The organism is Mycobacterium sp. NPDC050041, assembly GCF_049541695.1.
GTDB lineage: Bacteria > Actinomycetota > Actinomycetes > Mycobacteriales > Mycobacteriaceae > Mycobacterium.
Map to the genome: position 1 here is coordinate 67,348 of NZ_JBMVDG010000011.1, position 19,065 is coordinate 86,412.

A 19,065-nucleotide genomic window follows, 5' to 3' on the forward strand; every position below is an offset into this window, starting at 1 on the left:
GCGTCCCCCGCCGGCCGGGGTGTAATGGTGTGACCCCGTTCGCGGGTCAGTGAGGGGACGGTCCGATGAGCATGGCGCCACCACCCGGCGGCCCGTGGCCGTCTCCCGGCACCACTCACGGTCCGTGGCAGCCGGCGCCGCCGCCCGCTCCGAAGCGTGCGTTGCGCTTGCTCGTGATCGTGGTGCTGGCCGTCATCGTCTGCGGGTATGCGTTCGCGCTGTTGCTGACCCGGGACCGGTGGGCGCCGGGCGCCACCTCCGGGGAACGCACCGAGCTGACGCTGCGGCCTGCGCCGGGATCGTCGGCCTCCGCGGATTCCCTCGAACGCGCCCGCGGCGTCCTCGAGGCGCGCGCCGCCGCCCGGGGCGGGCGCGGCGCGCAGGCGGCGGTGAGCGGCGACGCGATCATCCTGTCGGTGCCCGGCACCGACGACGAGTGGGACGACATCGGTGCGGCCGGGCGACTCGATCTGCGTCCGGTCATCCACGCGACCGAAGCGCAGTCGGCAGGCGGACCGACGGACAGGCCGAAGACGCCGAGCCCGCAGGCGGTGGCCGACGAGAAACAACTGCGGCAGAGCGCCGACCCGTCGATCCAGCTGCTGGCATTGCAGTTCCAGGCCACCCGCTGCGGCGACCACGACGCATTGGCGGGCCGTGACGACCCGGACCAGCCGTTGGTCACCTGCTCCCAAGACGGCAAGACGGTCTATCTGCTCGGCAAGACGATCATCGACGGCGAAAGCATCCAGAGCGCGGGCCACGAATACGACGAAGGAAGCCGCCGATGGGTGGTGGACCTCGAATTCGACAATGCGGGGGCCGGCCGCTGGGCGCAGTTCACCGCTTCCAACATCGGCACGCAGGTGGCCTTCACACTCGACACCGCCGTCCTCAGCGCACCCGAGATCGTGGAGGCCATGTCCGGCGGACGCACGCAGATCGCCGGGAACTTCACCGAGGGCGACGCCCGCGACCTCGCCGCGGCGCTGCAGGGCGGGGCGCTGCCCTTCCCGTTGACCCTCGAGTCGTCGACCACTGAAACCGTTCCGCTGCAGGACAACTCGACGACATGGCGGATCGGACTGCTTGCCGCAGGGGCCGTCGTCGTGGCACTGGTGATCGGCGGCGTGCTGCTGGTGGTCGGTGCCGGCCGCGGCCGGGGCGCGCCGCCCGGTTACGCCGCCGACGTGACGCGGTACACGTCGTAGACGCCCTCCACGTTGCGCACCACGCCGAGCAGGTGGCCCAGGTGTTTCGGGTCGCCCATCTCGAAGGTGAACCGGCTGATCGCCACCCGATCGTTGGATGTGGTCACCGACGCCGACAGGATGTTGACCTTCTCGTCGGCCAGCACCCGGGTGACGTCGGACAGCAACCGGTGCCGATCGAGCGCCTCGACCTGGATCGCGACCAGGAACACCGACGACGGCGACGGCGCCCACTCGACGTCGATCAGCCGTTCTGCTTGCAGCCGAAGGGAATCGGCGTTGGTGCAGTCGGTGCGGTGCACACTCACCCCGCCACCGCGGGTGACGAAGCCCATGATGTTGTCGCCGGGCACCGGGGTGCAGCACTTGGCCAGCTTGGTCAGCACCCCGGGCGCGCCGGGCACCGCGACGCCGGTGTCGTCGGTGCTGCGCTGGCGCATCGGCATGGTGGCCGGTGTGGACCGCTCGGCGAGTTCGTCCTCGGCCGCCTCGTCGCCGCCGAACTGGGCCAGCAGACGCTGCACCACGTGACGGGCCGACACGTGGCCCTCCCCCACCGCGGTGTAGAGCGCCGACACGTCGACGTAGCGCAATTCGCGCGCCAGCGCCGCCGTCGACTCCGCATTCATCAACCGCTGCAACGGAAGTCCACCGCGACGCACCTCGCGGGCGATGGCGTCCTTACCGGCCTCGAGCGCCTCCTCACGGCGCTCCTTGGCGAACCACTGCCGGATCTTGGCCTTCGCCCGCGGTGACACCACGAAGCTCTGCCAGTCGCGCGACGGTCCGGCGTTGGGCGCCTTCGACGTGAAGATCTCGACCACTTCGCCGTTCTCGAGCTTGCGCTCCAACGCCACCAACCGGCCGTTGACGCGCGCACCGATGCACCGGTGACCGACCTCGGTGTGCACCGCGTACGCGAAGTCCACCGGCGTGGAACCGGTGGGCAGTGTGACCACGTCACCCTTGGGGGTGAACACGAAGATCTCCTGAACCGCGAGGTCGTAGCGCAGCGACTCCAGGAACTCGCCGGGGTCGGCGGCCTCCCGCTGCCAGTCGAGCAGTTGGCGCATCCAGGCCATGTCGTCGATCTCGGCGGCGGCGTGCCCGGCAGGAACCGCGTTGCGGCCCTTGGACTCCTTATACCGCCAGTGCGCGGCGATGCCGTACTCGGCGGTGTGGTGCATGTCGCGGGTGCGGATCTGCACCTCGAGCGGCTTGCCCTCGGGTCCGACGACGGTGGTGTGCAGCGACTGGTACACGCCGTAGCGCGGCTGGGCGATGTAGTCCTTGAACCGGCCTGCCATCGGCTGCCACAGCGAGTGCACCACGCCGACCGCGGCGTAGCAGTCCCGGATCTCGTCGCACAGGATCCGCACGGCCACCAGGTCGTGGATGTCGTCGAAGTCGCGGCCCTTGACGATCATCTTCTGGTAGATCGACCAGTAGTGCTTGGGCCTGCCCTCGACCACGGCGTTGATCTTGGACTTGCTCAACGTGGCGTTGATCTCCGCGCGGACCTTCGCCAGGTAGGTGTCGCGCGACGGCGCCCGGTCGGCGACGAGGCGCACGATCTCCTCGTACTTCTTCGGGTGCAGGATCGCGAACGACAGGTCCTCGAGCTCCCACTTGACGGTCGCCATGCCGAGGCGGTGTGCCAGCGGCGCGATGACCTCGAGCGTCTCGCGGGCCTTGCGCGCCTGCTTCTCCGGCGGCAGGAAGCGCATGGTGCGCATGTTGTGCAGCCGGTCGGCGACCTTGATCACCAGCACCCTGGGGTCGCGGGCCATCGCGATGATCATCTTGCGGATGGTCTCGCCCTCGGCGGCGGTGCCCAGCGCCACCTTGTCCAGCTTGGTCACACCGTCGACGAGATGGCCGACCTCGCTGCCGAACTCGGCGGTTAGCGCGTCCAGGGTGTAACCGGTGTCCTCGACGGTGTCGTGCAGCAGGGCGGCCACCAGCGTGGTGGTGTCCATGCCCAGCTCGGCGAGGATGTTGGCCACCGCGAGCGGATGGGTGATGTACGGGTCGCCCGAGCGCCGCAACTGGGTGGCGTGCCGCTCCTCGGCCACCTCGTAGGCCCGCTGCAGCAGCTGCAGATTCGCCTTCGGGTGGATCTCGCGGTGCACCGCGACGAGCGGCTCGAGCACCGGGTTGAGCGTGCCGCGCTGGGCGGTCATCCGGCGCGCCAGACGGGCGCGGACGCGCCGCGACGCGCTCGACGTCGTCTTGGGGGCCTCCGGCGGCGCGGCCTGCTCGGCCTCCGGTGACACCACCGGCATCGGCTGGGTCTGCGTCAGGGACCCGTCATCAGCCACTGTCACACCTCCTGCCCACGTCCCCGTCCGTGTCGAGGATATCCCTCACACCGTGTGCAAGCTGGTGACCGGGAGCGGGGCCACCACCTCGCGGCCACCGAGTGCGGTCAGTTCGAGCACCACGGCGGCGCCCAGCACGGTCGCGCCGCCGCTGATGAGCAGCTTGTTCGCGGCCGCAACCGTTCCCCCGGTGGCCAGCACGTCGTCGATGATCAAGATGGTGCGCCCCGTCAGGTCGAGGCCGTCCGCGGGGATCTCCAGCGTGGCGGTGCCGTACTCGAGCTGATAGGTCTCGGTGTGCACCGGTGGCGGCAGCTTGCCGCCCTTGCGCACCGCCAGCACCCCGGTGCCCAGCCTGATGGCGACCGCGGCGCCGAGCAGGAAACCGCGGGCGTCGATGCCCGCGATCAGGTCGGCGCCGTCGGCGGTGACGGCCAGCGCGTCGGTGACCGCGGACAGCCCGCCCGCGTCGGCGAGCAGCGGCGTCAAGTCCTTGAACTGGATGCCCGGCTCGGGGAAGTCGGGAACCTCGCGCATCATCGTCGCGACGAGCCGGGAGATCTCACTCCGCTCCTCCTGCCCGCCGGTGCCAATTCCCGGGTCGGCCCCCTGCCCTTCGGGCGGGAGGTACCCCCGTCGCTCCTGCCCGCCGGTCACTGCGACAGCCGCCAGCGGTCCATGTTCCAGCCCGCGCCCCAGCGCGTCGGATTACTGCTCACCGCATACATCTTGTCCGAAGTCAGCAGCGTGCGCTGCTGGCGGTACAGCGGCAGCGTCGGCACGTCCGCCCACAGCACCGGCGCGCCCTCGCCGATCAGCCGGGCGAGCTCCTTGGGGTCGGACGTCACGGCCAGCGCGCCGATCACCCCGTCGATGCGTGGATTGGAGTAGCGCGGCAGGTTGTTGCCGTTGCCGGTGTGCAGCGCGTATGCGTCCATCGCCGACGATCCCGTCGAACCGCTGCCCGCCGCGCCGCCGGTGCTCGCCAGCAGGACGTCGATGTCGTTGTTGCGCAGGGACAGCGGGCCGATCGCCGCTCCGGCGGAGTCCTGAACGGTGATGCCTGCCGGTGCGCACGCCTTGGCGATCGCGCCGACGGTGGCCGCCAGTCGCGCGTTGGGTGTCTGGTAGCCGATCCGCACCGTGAGCGGCCGGTTGTTCAGCGCGGCCCGCGCGGCAACCGGATTGGCCGTCGTGAACTGCGCCGCCTCCTGCACGTTCTCGGTGGTGCCGAATGCGTCCTCGTTGGCCGGGTTGAGCCGCGAATTGGCAATGGGTACTTGGGCGTTGCGGGCGATGACGTCGCGCGGGGTGCACAGCGCGACCGCACGGCGAGCCGGCGGGGCGGCCAGCGGCCCCACGGGCGCGAAGATGAGCTGTTCGATGCCGGCCGACGGGCTGTCGCTGCGGACGTAGTCCTCGGGCAGATTGAGCGTGCCCGACGACCCCGCCGCGATGTCGACCACGTCGAAGGTGCCCTCGTTCACCCGGTCCTGGATGTCGGCGCCGCGCGGCCACACCGTGATGCGCTCGGTGACCGGCTTGGCGCCCCACCACTTGTCGTTGGCCACCAGCACTACCGCGCCGTCGCCGGTCACCGACTCAAGCTTGTAGGGCCCCGACGACGGGAACTTCTTCAGGTCCACATCGGGCCGCAGATCCCAGGTGGTGTTCCACGCCTGCGCGATGCGGTCGATGGTGCCCAGATCGCCGGACTGCAGCGCGGTGGTGACGTCGACGCCGAGTTCGTCGGCGAGGACGTGCGAGGGCATCAATGCGGTGGCGGCGAACAACTGGCCGAAGTCCACGAAACCCCGGTCGGGCGCGAACGACACCCGGGCCCGTTTCTGGCCGGGGGCGCAGTCGACCGAGGCGATGTCGCTGTAGCCGGACCGGTTGGCGGCGTCGAAGCTCGGGAACCGGCCGGACTGGGCGACCCACGCCAGCACCAGGTCGTCACAGGTGATCGGCTTGCCGTCGGAGTACACCGCCTTGTCGCTGATCTGGTAGTCCAACACCAGCGGCGTGCGGCCGAACACCGAGATGGTGCCGAAGTCGTGGTCGCCGACGATCTGACCGTCGGGCCCGTGGTAGTTGAACCCGGTGAGGACACGGGCGAACGCCTGCGGTCCGCCCGACGCGGCGCCGGTCACCGTGTTGGTGTTGTACGTGCTCAGCGACCCGTCGACGGCGTAGTCGATGGAGTCGGCCGAGCTGCCCGAACACGCGGACGCGAGCAACGCGGTGATCGACAGCGCCGCCGCCAGCGCGACGGCGCGCCGCTTGAGGGCTGCCATCGGCGTCTACCGCCGGGGGCTCCGCTTGCCCGCAGGCCGCCCGGTCTTGCTGGCGGTCGGGCGCACCGGTCGCGCGCCCACAGCGGGTTTGGTGCCGGCCGATGCGGTGACCGACTCGGTCTGCTCGGCCTTTCTGTCGTCGGCTTCTGTGGCGTCGTCGGCCTCGGTGTCGATGTCATCCGCCGCGCCGGCGTCGGCGGCCGCCGCCGAACTCTTGGCTGCGGCACCCGTCCGGCGCCGCAGCACCCGGCGGTTGTGCGTGCGGACCTTGTCGGTGCGCTCGCGCAGCGTCACCAGCAGCGGGGTGGCGAAGAAGATCGACGAATAGGTGCCGACGATGACGCCGACCAGCTGGACCAGCGCGAGATCCATCAGGGTGCCGACGCCGAGCAGCCACACCGCGATGACCATCAGCGCGAGGATCGGCAGTACGGAGATCAGGCTGGTGTTGATCGACCGCATGAAGGTCTGGTTGATCGCCAGGTTGGCGTGTTCGGCGAAGGTGCGCCGGGTGGTGTGCTCGAAGCCCTCGGTGTTCTCCTCCACCTTGTCGAACACGATCACCGTGTCGTACAGCGAGAAGCCGAGGATCGTCAACAGGCCGATCACCGTCGCCGGGGTGACCTCGAAGCCGACCAGTGAGTACACGCCTGCCGTGACGATCAGGTCGAAGAACAGCGTCACGATCGCGGCGACGGCCATCCACAGTTCGTAGCGCACACCGATGTAGAGGGCCGCCAGCACCAGGAACACCAGGAGTGCGATGAGCGCCTTCTGGGTGATCTGGCCACCCCACGTCTCGGACACCGCGGAGTCGCTGATCACCTGTTCGCTGGGCTGGCCGTCGGCGCCCTTCGGCTGGAACTCGTCGAACAGCGCGCTGCGCAGATTCGCGGCCTCGTCGTTGCTCAGCGTCTCGGAACGGATCTGCACCGTCGCCGAGTCACCGCTGCCCACCACGACCACCGATTCCGGCGGCCTGCCGACGGCGTCGGTGAACACGGTCTCGACCTGGGTGGTGGTCGCCGTGCCGTTGACGCCGTTGACCGGCATCGACACCTTGGTGCCGCCCTCGAAGTCGATGCCGAAGGTGAAACCGCGGATGACGATGCTGAGGAGGCAGACCGCCACGATGCCGCCGCTGATCAGGTACCACAGCTTGCGGCGCCCGATCACCTCGAAGGCGCCGGTGCCGGTGTAGAGCCGGACGAAGAAACCGTGTTTCGGCGCGGTCGACCCCGCTTCGGCGGGAGCCGCCTCGACCGCGGTCGACGACTTCTTGGTGTTCCGGTTGATGGCCGCCATCTACTGTCCCCGTCCCGTGGTCGCGTGCGACGCGGCGCGTCGTTCCCGGGCGATCTGCTGCACCGCGCCGAGCCCGTTGTACTTGGGCTTGGCCAGCGTCGGAGACGTGGAGGCCAGGTACACCAGCGGCCACGTCACCAGGAACACCACGACGACGTCGAGGATGGTGGTCAGGCCGAGCGTGAACGCGAAGCCCTTGACCTGCCCGACGGCCAGGAAGTACAGCACCGCGGCGGCCAGGAAGCTGACCGCGTTGCCCGACAGGATCGTCTTGCGCGCCCGCGCCCAGCCGCGTGGCACCGCCGAGCGGAACGACCTGCCCTCGCGGATCTCGTCCTTGATGCGTTCGAAGAACACCACGAACGAGTCGGCCGTAGTGCCGATACCGATGATCAGACCGGCGATACCGGCCAGGTCGAGCGTGTAGTTGATGTATCTGCCCAGCAGCACCAGGATCGCGAAGACCATCGCGCCCGCGGCCACCAGCGACAGGGCGATGAGCAGACCGAGTACGCGGTAGTAGAGCAGCGAGTAGAGCAGCACCGCGGCGAGGCCGACGGCGCCGGCGATCAGGCCGGCGCGCAGTGACTGCAGCCCCAACGAGGCCGACACCGTCTCGGCCTCCGACGACTCGAACGACAGCGGCAGCGACCCGTACTTGAGCACGTTCGCGAGCTCGCGCGCGGTGTCGTTGGTGAACGACCCGGTGATCTGGGTGCGGCCGCCGGGGATCGCCTCGCGGATCTCGGGCGCGCTGACGACCTGCGAGTCGAGGGTGAACGCCGTCTGGGTGCCGACGTTGGCCGCGGTGAAGTCGGCCCAGATCTTGGCGCCCTCGTCCTTGAACTGGACGTCGACGACGTACTGGCCCTGCTGCTGGTCCAGCCCGGACGTGGCGTCCTGGATCTGCTCACCGCTCATGATCGACTTGTTGAGCAGGTAGACCGTCTGGCCGTCGGTGGAGCACGTGATCAACGGCAGGTTCGGGTCGTCGTTGCCGGCCAGCACGTCCTCGTCGCCGCAGCGGGTGGCCTGGAACTGCAGGGCCAGCAGCTGAATGGACGGGTCGGCGCTCTGCCGCAGCTGTTTCTCGTCGGAGATGCGCTGCGCGAGGTCCTTGCGCTCGTCACCCTGACCGGGCGGGGCCTGGCCCGGCGGCGCCTGGCCCGGCGGGGCCTGACCCGGGGCGTTCTGTGCGGGCGGCGCCTGCTGGCGCGGGGTGGCGGGCGCGGGTTCGGTGGTGGGGTCTGGCGGCGCCGGCTGCTGCGGGTAGGGCCGCGGCTGTGGTGCGGGCTGCTCACCGGCAGGCGGCGCCGGCGCCACGACGCCGGGCGGCAGGCCTTCGGGCCCGCCGGGCAGGATGCCGGGCGGCAGGCCGCCCGGTCCACCGGGCAGGCCGGGAGCGCCCTCGGGTCCGCCGGGCAGTCCGGGTGCGCCCTCGGACGGCGGCTGTCCCTCGGCGTTGCCTTCGCCGGGCGCCTGGGCCTGGATCGCCTGGATGACCGGGCGGATGTAGAGCCGCGCTGTCTGACCCAGGTTGCGGGCCTCGTTGCCGTCGTTGCCCGGCACCGTGATCACCAGGTTCTCCCCGTCGACCACGACCTCGGAACCGGAGACACCGAGGCCGTCGACACGGGAACTGATGATCTGCTGGGCCTGGGCCAGGGCGTCACGGGTGGGCGGCGAGCCGTCCGGGGTGCGCGCGGTCAGGGTGACCCTGGTGCCGCCCTGCAGGTCGATCCCGAGCTTCGGGTCGGGCTTCTTGTCCCCAGTGAGGAACACCAGGAGGTAGACGCCGACGAGCAGCACCAGAAAGAGCGTCAGGTAGCGGGCAGGATGCACCGGCGCCGAAGACGATGCCACGTTGGTTGGGTCTCCTCGAGATCGAGATCAGTTGCTCAGCACGGCAAAGAGTACGTGGTGGGGCTGAGTGCTCTGCTGTCAGTCTTTCTTCAGCCGGTCCGAATCGGCGGTGGAGTCGACGACGGGAGCGCTCTCGGTCACCTCGGTGGCCGACGAGGTGAGCTCGGTGGGCGCGTCGATGTCATCGACGTCGTCGTAGTCCTCGGCGTCTGAGGTGATGCGGTCCCGCACGGCGAGCTTCATCCACGTGGTGACCACGCCGGGGGCGATCTCGAGGTCGATGTTGTCGTCGGTGATGCCGGTGACGGTGCCCTGCAGGCCGGACGTGGTGTGGATCCGGTCGCCGATCTGCAGCGACTCGTGCAGATCGATGGTGGCCTGCATCGCCTTCTTCTGGCGGCGCGAGGCGAAGAACATGAATGCGCCCAGGATGATGAGCAGGGGCAGGAAAACGACCAGGTCCATAACGGCAACAGTCTTTCGTGTCGGCTTGTGCGGCGACGGCGCCCCGGTTCAGTCAGGTCGCGATGCCTCGTAGTTGTCCAGTGTGCCATTCCGGCAGCTGGCAGCAGACTGCCCCGTGCGTTCGCTTCAGCACGGCGACGGCCTGCGCCCCCTGAAATGGAGCCGATCGGACCGATCCTGCGCAGGACGACGCCGGGGCAGCACCGCGCAGTCCGGCTCGGTGCCCGGCGTTCGACGATCCCGTCACACAATGCCGGTGTTCGCCACCGATATCGCAATTTTTCGCCCGTTCTGATACGAATTACCTAGCGCGTCGGGTCGGCGGGCGCCGTTTACAGTCGCGTCGGGCCGATCGCCGACTAGGCTCGGTGCCGAAGCCGAAACCCCCTCGCCGTGCCTTCAGAAACGCCCCGTGATCGCAGGAGTCGTGCCGTGACCAGTCTCGAGCAGAGCCGCCACCTCGTCACCACCGTTCCCGGGCCGAAGTCGCAGGCGCTCATCGACCGCAAGGCAGCAGCCGTGTCGCGCGGCGTGGGCACCACCATGCCGGTGTACGCGGCGCGTGCCGGCGGCGGAATCCTCGAGGACGTCGACGGCAACCGGTTCATCGACCTGGGCTCGGGCATCGCCGTCACCACCATCGGGAACGCGTCGCCGCGGGTGGTCGACGCGGTGCGCACGCAGGTGGCCGAGTTCACCCACACCTGCTTCATGGTCACGCCCTACGAGGGCTACGTCGCGGTCGCCGAGGCACTCAACCGGCTCACCCCAGGCGACGAGGAGAAGCGCTCAGCACTGTTCAACTCGGGGTCGGAGGCCGTCGAGAACGCGATCAAGATCGCCCGGGTCTACACCGGCAGGTCGGCCGTGGTGTCGTTCGACCACGCCTACCACGGCCGCACCAACCTGACGATGGCGTTGACCGCGAAGGTGATGCCCTACAAGCAGGGCTTCGGCCCGTTCGCCCCCGAGGTCTACCGCGCGCCGCTGTCCTACCCGTTCCGCGACGCGGAGTTCGGCAAGGAGCTGGCCACCGACGGCGAGCTGGCCGCCCGGCGCGCCATCGACGTTATCGACAAGCAGGTCGGCGCGCCGAACCTGGCCGCGGTGATCATCGAACCGATCCAGGGCGAGGGCGGCTTCATCGTGCCCGCCGAGGGTTTCCTGCCCACCCTGCTCGACTGGTGCCGCGACAACGGGGTCGTGTTCATCGCCGACGAGGTGCAGACCGGCTTCGCGCGCACCGGGGCGATGTTCGCCTGCGAGCACGAAGGCATCGCGCCCGACCTCATCGTCACGGCCAAGGGCATCGCCGACGGTCTGCCGCTGTCGGCGGTCACCGGCCGCGCCGAGATCATGGACGCGCCGCACGTCTCCGGGCTGGGCGGCACCTACGGCGGCAACCCGCTGGCCTGCGCCGCCGCCCTGGCCACCATCGAGACCATCGAGTCCGACGGGCTGGTCGCGCGCGCCCGCGAGATCGAGACGCTGATGAAGGACCGGCTGCACCGGCTGCAGGCCGAGGACGAACGCATCGGCGACGTGCGCGGCCGCGGCGCCATGATCGCCGTGGAACTCGTCAAGCCCGGCACCACCGAACCGGACGCCGACCTCGCCAAGAAACTCGCCGCCGCCGCCCATGCCGCCGGGGTCATCGTGCTGACCTGTGGCACCTACGGCAACGTGCTGCGGTTCCTGCCTCCGCTCGCCATCTCCGACGACCTGCTCGTCGAGGGACTCGACGTGCTCGCCCTCATCCTCGCCGACCTGTAAAGGAGCCCCTATGACCACGGTGAAGAACTTCATCAACGGCGAACTCGTCGACTCGGTGTCCGGCGCCACGATGCCGCTCGTCGACCCGTCCACCGGCGAGGAGTACGGCTCCGCCCCGGTGTCCAACGAGCAGGACATCGACAACGCCTATGCGGCGGCGTCGACGGCCTTCAAGGCCTGGAAGAAGTCCACCCCCGCCGACCGGCAGAAAGCACTGCTCGGCCTGGCCGACGAGGTGGAGAAGGCCGCCGCCGATCTGATCAGGGCCGAGGGCCGCAACACCGGCAAGCCCGATCACGTGACGGCGGCCGAGGAGATCCCGCCGATGGTCGACCAGATCCGGTTCTTCGCCGGCGCCGCGCGGGTCCTGGAAGGCCGGTCGGCAGGCGAGTACATGGCCGATCACACGTCGTGGATCCGCCGGGAGCCGATCGGCGTGATCGGCCAGGTCGCGCCGTGGAACTACCCGATGATGATGGCGATCTGGAAGATCTGCCCGGCGATCGCGGCGGGCAACACCGTGGTGATCAAGCCGAGCGACACCACGCCGGTCACCACCGTGATGCTGGCCGAACTCGCGGCCAGGCACCTGCCGCCCGGTGTGCTCAACGTCGTCACCGGCGACCGCGTCACCGGCGCCAACCTGGTCTCCCACCCGACGCCGGAGATGGTCGCGATCACCGGGTCGGTGGCGGCCGGCCGGGCCGTGGCGGTCAGTGCCGGCGGCAACCTCAAGCGCACCCACCTCGAACTCGGCGGCAAGGCGCCGGTGATCGTGTTCGACGACGCCGACATCGCGGCCGCGGCCGAGGGCATCGCGACCGCCGGGTACTTCAACGCCGGCCAGGACTGCACCGCGGCCACCCGCGTGCTCGCGCCCGCCTCGATCGCCGGCGACCTGACCGAGGCACTCGCCGAGCAGGCGAAGGCGGCGACGACGACGTTCGGCAGGGCCGCCGACGACGAGGACGCCTGGGTGCCACCGGTGAACAACGTCAACCAGATGGAGCGCGTGCTGAGCTTCTTCGACGACGTGCCCGGCCACGCGAAGGTGGCTGCCGGCGGAAACCGGCAGGGCGACAAGGGTTTCTACGTGGAACCGACCGTGGTGGGCGGCCTGCTGCAGGACGACCGGATGATCCAGAACGAGATCTTCGGCCCCGTCATCACGGTGCAGAGCTTCTCCGACGAGGACGAGGCGCTCGGCTGGGCCAACGGCGTGGAGTACGGGCTGGCGTCGTCGGTGTGGACCAGGGACGTGTCCCGTGCGATCCGCATGTCGAACGCGCTGGACTTCGGCTGCGTGTGGATCAACACCCACATCCCGCTCGTCGCCGAGATGCCGCACGGCGGGTTCAAGTCATCGGGCCACGGCAAGGATCTGTCGATGTACGGCCTGGAGGACTACACGCGCATCAAGCACGTGATGGTCTACACCGGCTGACGCGCGACTAGGTGGTCAGCAGCGCGACGATGATGGCGCGCAGTTCGTCGGCGGTGAACCCGTCGCCGTCGACCTCGGCGGCGATCAGGTCGGACAGCAGGTCGTCGGCCGGCCCCGCGCAGCGCGCCGCGACCATCACGTCGATGTAGGAGCCGAGCGCCTCGAGGGCGAACTCGTCGGCCTCGTCGGCCCAGCAGGCGACCTGCACCCAGTCGCGGCTCGGCAACCCGAGGGCACTGAACAGCACGCAGGACCAACGGCCCAGTGCGATCTCGGCGATCTCGTCATGGCTCTGCTGTGCCGCCGACGGGTTCAGGCGTTCGGACAGCGCCCGGTGCACCTGCTCGGAGAGACCGTGCAGACGAAGTGGCGTGGTCATCGAAAGCCTCCTGTTCTTGGGACGGCACTACAGTGCGTCACCACCGTCAGGTAACCACTTCGTCGGGCTAACCACCATCAAAGGTGTTGTGGAACACAAAGTTCCATCCCTCGTTCGGTCTGCTGGTGTGGGAAGGATCACAGAACGGCCGCCGAGCGCAATGCTCGGCGGCCGTGACTGCACAGCGGTTCAGCGGTGAGCCAGCGTGTTCCCACTACCCCGGTTGCGGAGCCGGCTGAGCAGACCGCGACGCCGCGGGGCGGCTTCCACGGGCTGACCGGTCGGCCCGTAACCGGTCGGCTGGCCGACGGGCTGCTGGCCGATCGGCTGCTGGCCGATCGGTTGCTGGCCGACGGGGCCTTGCCCGACCATCGGCTCGTGCGTGCCGTGCTGGTCGACGACGGGCTGCGAACCCGTGTTGGTGGTGAGCGGCGCATCTACCGGCCGCTGCGCATAGGCGATGTCACGCGCGCTGCGGACGGACAACCGGCCGATCGCGAGCGCGCCGAGGAACACGATGAGTGCACCGAGGCCGTAGAAGTAGGTCAGCTCCAGCCAGACCCGCTTGGTGTCGTTGGTGGCCACCGGCGCGCCGGCGTTGCCGAGGCCGAGCGGACCGGCCAGTGCGCGCCCGACGACGAACCAGGCGCCGGCCGCCACGGTCAGCCAGCCGCCGAGCATCGCCGTCGCGCGATTGCGTGAGGTCAACATCAGGAAGCCGCCGACCACGGTCACCACGCCGGGCAGGACTTCGAGCCACCCGCGGGCCGTCGTCCACGCCCAGACCTGGTCCGGGGTGAAGGCGAAGTCGAAGTACGGGCCGATGAAGGGGACGAGCGCACCCCAGAGGCCTAGCAGGATCAACAGGAATCCGCTGGTCGCACCTCGGCTGCGCGGAATGCGCATCCGTCCTCCCCGAACGCGCGCCGGGGTGTCCGTGCTGTCGTAGTCCTTCATGGTGCCTCCTTTGTTGAGGCGGGAGTACCCGTCCGGTGCCCTGCTGTAACGCTGCCGCGCGACCCGCGCCACCTGTTGTTTCGCCGGTTCCGGCCGCTGGTGCGACGCCGCGGCGGGGTGCCCGATCCGACGACCCACGAGAGCGACATCACAATACATTGACAGCCTATGTACAGCTGATCTAGGAATAACCTTAGTTTTACTAACGTAGTTCTGATCAGGCGCAGCGTCGCGTCACAATCTGCACCGATTGCACTGGAGATCGCGCATGTCCACTGAGACCCCCGACGAGCGGCTCGCTCGCCGTATCGCCGAATTGACCGCCACCGACCCGCAATTCGCCGCCACCACCCCGCTCGCGGACGTCAGCGCCGCAGCCGCGGCGCCCGGCCTCCGGCTGCCCGAGGTCATCGAAACGGTGATGACCGGCTACGCTGACCGGCCCGCACTCGCCCAGCGCACAGTGCGCCTCGTCGAGGACCCGTCCACCGGCGACACCACCGCCGAGCTGCTGCCGTCGTTCGACACCGTCACCTACGGCGAGCTCTGGGCGCGCGTGCAGAACCTGGCCGCGGTCTGGCAGGACAAGCCCGTTCACTCCGGTGACCGCGTCGCGATCCTCGGCTTCACCAGCGTCGACTACACCGTCGTCGACACCGCCACCATGCTGCTCGGCGCGGTATCGGTGCCGCTGCAGACCAGCGCCCCGGTCGAGCAGCTGCGGCCGATCGTCGCCGAGACCGAACCAACCCTGATCGCCGCAGGCATCGACATGCTCGACGACGCCGTCGAGCTGGTCCTCACCGGACATCAGCCCGCCCGCCTGGTGGTCTTCGACTACCGGCCAGAGGTGACGACACAGCGCCAGGCCTTGGAGGCCGCTCAGCGCCGGCTGGCCGACGGCGGTCGAGACGTGCCTGTCGAGACGCTCATCCACGAGGTCGCCCGAGGCGCCGGATTGCCGACCGCGACGACGGCGCCCTTGGACGACGCCGACCCGCTGAGCCTGCTCATCTACACCTCGGGCAGCACCGGCGCCCCCAAGGGTGCGATGTACCCCGAGCGCAAGGTCGCCGACATGTGGAAGGCCGCCAACAACAACGGCTTTCACGAGCAGAACCCCGTGGTCCCGTCGATCACGCTGAGCTTCATGCCGATGAGCCATGTGATGGGCCGCGGCATCCTCGTCGGCACGCTCGCCGCAGGCGGCACCGTCTACTTCGCCGCCAGGAGCGACCTTTCCACCCTGTTGGAGGATCTCGCGCTGAGCCGGCCGACGCAGCTCAGCTTCGTCCCGCGAATCTGGGACATGATCTTCCAGGAGGTCACCAGCGAGGTCGACCGGCGCACCGCGGACGGCGCAGACCGGTCCACCGCCGAGGACGAGGTGCTGGCCGAGACGCGCCGGAACCTGTTGGGCGGGCGCTTCGTCGGGGCCATGACGGGTTCGGCGCCGCTGTCCGCCGACATGAAGGCCTGGGTGGAACGGCTGCTCGACATGCACCTCGTCGACGGCTACGGCTCGACCGAAGCCGGCGCCGTGTTCGTCGACGGCGTGGTCCGTCGGCCACCGGTGATCGACTACAAGCTCGTCGACGTCCCCGATCTCGGGTACTTCCACACCGACCGGCCGCACCCGCGCGGCGAGCTGCTGGTCAAGTCGGAGCAGCTGTTCCCCGGCTACTACCGCCGGCCCGAGCTTTCCGCCGAGATGTTCGACGCCGAGGGCTATTACCGCACCGGCGACATCGTCGCCGAGCTCGGACCCGACCGGTTGCAGTACGTCGACCGCCGCAACAACGTGCTCAAGCTCTCGCAGGGCGAATTCGTGACGATCGCCAAGGTGGAGTCGGTGTTCGCGACCAGCGCACCGGTGCGCCAGATCTACATCTACGGCAACAGCGCGCGGTCCTACCTGCTCGCCGTCGTCGTGCCGACCGAGGACGTGCTCGCCGAGCACGAGCCGGCCGAGCTCAAGGCGCTGCTCACCACCGCCCTCCAGGACGCCGCGAAGGCGGCCGGGCTGCAGTCCTACGAGATCCCCAGGGACTTCCTCGTGGAACCGCAGCCGTTCACCCTGGAGAACGGGTTGCTCACCGGCATCCGCAAGCTGGCCCGCCCGAAGTTGAAGCAGCACTACGGCGAACGGCTCGAGCAGCTCTACATCGACCTCGCAGAGGGACAGGCCGACGAGCTGCGTGCGCTGCGCCGCGACGGTGCCGGCCGGCCGGCGCTGGAGACCATCGGCCGGGCGGCGGGCGCTCTGCTCGGCGCGGCGGCATCCGACGTGCGGCCCGACTCGCACTTCACCGACCTCGGCGGCGACTCGCTGTCCGCGCTCACCTTCGCCAACCTGCTCAACGAGATCTACGGCATCGACGTGCCGGTCGGCGTCATCGTCAGCCCGGCCAACGATCTGCAGGCGCTGGCCGGCTACATCGAAGCGGAGCGCACCTCGGGCACCAGGCGGCCCAGCTTCGCCGCGGTGCACGGCCCCGACACGGCCGAGGCGCATGCCCGCGACCTCACCCTCGACCAATTCATCGACGCCCGTACGCTCGCCGACGCCGCGTCCCTGCCCGCACCCCGCGGCGAGGTGCGCACAGTCCTGCTCACGGGTGCGACCGGATTCCTCGGCCGCTACCTGGCGCTGGACTGGCTCGAGCGGATGTCACTCGTCGGCGGCACGGTGATCTGCTTGGTGCGCGCCAAGGACGACGACGCCGCACGGCAGCGCCTGGATCAGACGTTCGACAGCGGCGACCCCGAGCTGCTGCGGCACTACCGCCACCTCGCGGCCGATCACCTCGAGGTGATCGCCGGTGACAAGGGCGAGGCGAGTCTCGGCCTGTCCGAACAGACCTGGCGCCGACTGGCCGACACCGTGGATCTGATCGTCGATCCCGCCGCCCTGGTCAACCACGTGCTGCCGTACAGCCAGCTGTTCGGGCCCAACGTGGTGGGCACCGCCGAACTGATCCGTCTCGCGCTCACCGCCAGGCTCAAGCCGTTCACCTACGTGTCCACCATCGGTGTCGGCGCAGGCATCGAACCCGGCAACTTCACCGAGGACGGCGACATCCGCGTCATCAGCCCGGTGCGCCGGATCGACGACAGCTATGCCAACGGCTACGGCAACAGCAAGTGGGCAGGCGAGGTGCTGCTTCGGGAGGCGCACGACCTGTGCGGCCTGCCGGTCGCGGTGTTCCGCTGCGACATGATCCTGGCCGACACCACCTACGCCGGGCAGCTCAATCTCCCCGACATGTTCACGCGCACCATCCTGAGTCTGGTGGCGACCGGCATCGCGCCTGCGTCGTTCTACGAACGCGACGCCGACGGCGGGCGCAGCCGCGCCCACTACGACGGCCTGCCGGTCGAATTCATCGCCGAGGCCATCGACACCCTCGGCGCCCAGGCGGTGGCCGAGCGCGGGGCGGGCTTCGAGACCTACCACGTGATGAACCCCTACGACGACGGCCTCGGGCTCGACGAGTTCGTCGACTGGCTGGTGGAGGCCGGCTATCCGATCAGCCGCATCGACGACTACCGCACCTGGCTCGACCGGTTCGAAACGGCCATTCGCGGGCTGCCACAGCAACAACGTCAGTATTCGCTCCTGCCGCTGCTGCACAACTATCAGCAGCCGGAGAAGCCGATGCGTGGCTCGCTCGCACCGACGGATCGATTCCGCACGGCGGTGCAGGAGGCCAAAATCGGGGCCGACAAGGACATTCCGCATGTCACTCCGCCGGTCATCGTCAAGTACGCCACTGATCTGCAGCTGCTCGGATTGTTGTGACGTCACCGGCAGATGCCGGATGCTGACACATTGCTGATGTTCAGCAAACCGGTCGTTGAATAGGTAACATCCCGTACCAACGCCGACGCGCGGGCAGTTGCGCGGCGAACCGTACGGGGGCGCGAGTAGTGGGACGGATTCGCCAGTGGTGGGGGCAACCCGACAACTTCCACTGGCTCTCCGAATATCTCGGCGCGCGTCAATTGCAGCGCTTCACCCGGTTCATGATGGGCACCATCGTGGCCGCGCTCGGCGCGGTCCCGGTGCTGATGCTGTGGAGTCCGTCCGGCCCGCACTCCCCCGTCGGCCGCGCCATGGCGGTGCTCGTGGCCGTGTGCTGCGCCGTGATGGCGACGATGTGGTTCACCCGGTGGCCCACGCATCAGCAGTCCGCCACGTTCGCGGTCCTGTCCAACGGGTGCATCGCCGCGTCCTGCCTGATGGAGGTCAATCCCGAGACGGCGCTGCTGGGTTCGATGGCCTTCGCCGCCCTGGCCGGATACGTCGCGTTCTTCCACTCTGTGCGGTACCTGACGCTGACGCTGTGCACGGCCGCAGGCACGGCACTGTTCGCCGCCTGGGAGATCGCCGCGGCCGGTGACGTCGCCATGGCGGCCGCCAAGCTGCTGGTGGTCACCGTCGGCGTGCTCGCCGTGCCGTTCTCGGGTCAGGTGCTCGTCCACCTGCTCAGCGCCGACGCACTGAACGCGAACACCGACCCGTTGACCGGACTGCGGAACCGGCGCGGATTCAACCGGGGCGCGCGGGAACTCATCGCCGCCTCGACCGGGGATCCGCCGCCGTGCTTCACCGTCGTGATGCTCGACCTTGACGGGTTCAAGAAGGTCAACGACACCCAGGGCCACGCGATCGGCGACCGGATACTGATCGCCGTCGGTGACAGCCTGCGCCGGGCCAGTCCCGCCGGGTCGGTGGTCGCCCGCGTCGGCGGCGAGGAGTTCCTCGTGGCCGAGACGACGCCCGCGAGCGAGGCCCAGGTGACCGCCGAGCGACTGCGCCGGGCGGTCGCGGCCAACCCGTGGGGCGTCACCGCGAGCCTGGGTGTCGCCAGCGTGACCCTGCTCAGCATCGACGGCGACACCACCCGGCGCATGGTCGGCCATCTCGTCGACTCCGCCGACGCTGCCATGTACGAGGCGAAACGGGCGGGCGGCAACCGGATCCGGCACAGCGGGGCGGCCGTCTTCCGCACCTGAAAATGCCTGCGCCGCCGCCTATCTCGTGCTT

General features: G+C 69.4%; 13 protein-coding genes. 5 read left to right on the top strand and 8 right to left on the bottom strand.

Translation table 11 applies throughout. The features are described 5' to 3' along the window. Positions 1 to 65 precede the first annotated feature (65 nt). Positions 66 to 1,211 (top strand): SecDF P1 head subdomain-containing protein, encoded by a 1,146-nt coding sequence (locus ACPCHZ_RS25675; RefSeq protein WP_423487344.1) that lies wholly within the window; start codon positions 66 to 68, stop codon positions 1,209 to 1,211. Here ACPCHZ_RS25675 and ACPCHZ_RS25680 read toward each other — a convergent pair. The 6 genes from ACPCHZ_RS25680 to yajC all read right to left on the bottom strand — a co-directional run bounded on the left by ACPCHZ_RS25680 (position 1,178) and on the right by yajC (position 9,462). Continuing rightward, a complete protein-coding gene (locus ACPCHZ_RS25680) occupies positions 1,178 to 3,496 on the bottom strand; it encodes a RelA/SpoT family protein (RefSeq protein WP_364980450.1) in 2,319 nt (772 codons plus the stop codon). The two genes, ACPCHZ_RS25675 and ACPCHZ_RS25680, sit on opposite strands and share 34 nt — an antisense overlap. An 81-nt stretch (positions 3,497 to 3,577) precedes the next feature. After that, positions 3,578 to 4,093 carry an adenine phosphoribosyltransferase gene (locus tag ACPCHZ_RS25685; RefSeq protein ID WP_423487423.1) on the bottom strand — a complete coding sequence of 172 codons (516 nt, stop codon included), beginning with the start codon at positions 4,091 to 4,093 and terminating at the stop codon, positions 3,578 to 3,580. A 92-nt stretch (positions 4,094 to 4,185) separates the two neighbouring features. Beyond that, complete coding sequence (locus tag ACPCHZ_RS25690; protein ID WP_423487345.1) at positions 4,186 to 5,829, bottom strand: ABC transporter substrate-binding protein; 1,644 nt, start codon at positions 5,827 to 5,829, stop codon at positions 4,186 to 4,188. 6 nt (positions 5,830 to 5,835) lie between these two features. Then, complete coding sequence (gene secF, locus ACPCHZ_RS25695) at positions 5,836 to 7,134, bottom strand: protein translocase subunit SecF (protein WP_423487346.1); 1,299 nt, start codon at positions 7,132 to 7,134, stop codon at positions 5,836 to 5,838. Continuing rightward, the gene (gene secD / locus ACPCHZ_RS25700; protein WP_423487347.1) at positions 7,135 to 8,997 is read right to left on the bottom strand and encodes a protein translocase subunit SecD; all 1,863 of its coding nucleotides are present in this window, start codon (positions 8,995 to 8,997) and stop codon (positions 7,135 to 7,137) included. A 78-nt stretch (positions 8,998 to 9,075) separates the two neighbouring features. After that, positions 9,076 to 9,462, bottom strand: a complete 387-nt coding sequence (yajC, locus tag ACPCHZ_RS25705) for a preprotein translocase subunit YajC (protein WP_423487348.1) — start codon at positions 9,460 to 9,462, stop codon at positions 9,076 to 9,078. Between the two features lie 432 nt (positions 9,463 to 9,894). On the opposite strand from yajC, the gene gabT reads away from it, so the two are divergent. Both gabT and ACPCHZ_RS25715 read left to right on the top strand, forming a co-directional pair. Continuing rightward, entirely contained in the window at positions 9,895 to 11,235 is a 1,341-nt protein-coding gene (gene gabT, locus ACPCHZ_RS25710) for a 4-aminobutyrate--2-oxoglutarate transaminase (RefSeq protein WP_423487349.1), read from the top strand. A 10-nt stretch (positions 11,236 to 11,245) separates the two neighbouring features. Further along, positions 11,246 to 12,679, top strand: coding sequence for a gamma-aminobutyraldehyde dehydrogenase (locus ACPCHZ_RS25715; RefSeq protein WP_423487350.1), 1,434 nt, complete (start codon positions 11,246 to 11,248; stop codon positions 12,677 to 12,679). Between the two features lie 7 nt (positions 12,680 to 12,686). On the opposite strand, the gene ACPCHZ_RS25720 is transcribed toward ACPCHZ_RS25715, so the two are convergent. Beyond that, positions 12,687 to 13,058, bottom strand: a complete 372-nt coding sequence (locus tag ACPCHZ_RS25720; RefSeq protein WP_423487351.1) for a hypothetical protein — start codon at positions 13,056 to 13,058, stop codon at positions 12,687 to 12,689. Positions 13,059 to 13,247: 189 nt separating this feature from the next. After that, a complete protein-coding gene (locus ACPCHZ_RS25725) occupies positions 13,248 to 14,015 on the bottom strand; it encodes a hypothetical protein (protein WP_423487352.1) in 768 nt (255 codons plus the stop codon). Between the two features lie 268 nt (positions 14,016 to 14,283). Between ACPCHZ_RS25725 and car the strand changes: the two genes are divergently transcribed. Further along, the gene (gene car / locus ACPCHZ_RS25730; protein WP_423487353.1) at positions 14,284 to 17,817 is read left to right on the top strand and encodes a carboxylic acid reductase; all 3,534 of its coding nucleotides are present in this window, start codon (positions 14,284 to 14,286) and stop codon (positions 17,815 to 17,817) included. Positions 17,818 to 17,945: 128 nt separating this feature from the next. Beyond that, a complete protein-coding gene (locus ACPCHZ_RS25735) occupies positions 17,946 to 19,034 on the top strand; it encodes a GGDEF domain-containing protein (protein ID WP_423487354.1) in 1,089 nt (362 codons plus the stop codon). Positions 19,035 to 19,065: the final 31 nt, after the last annotated feature.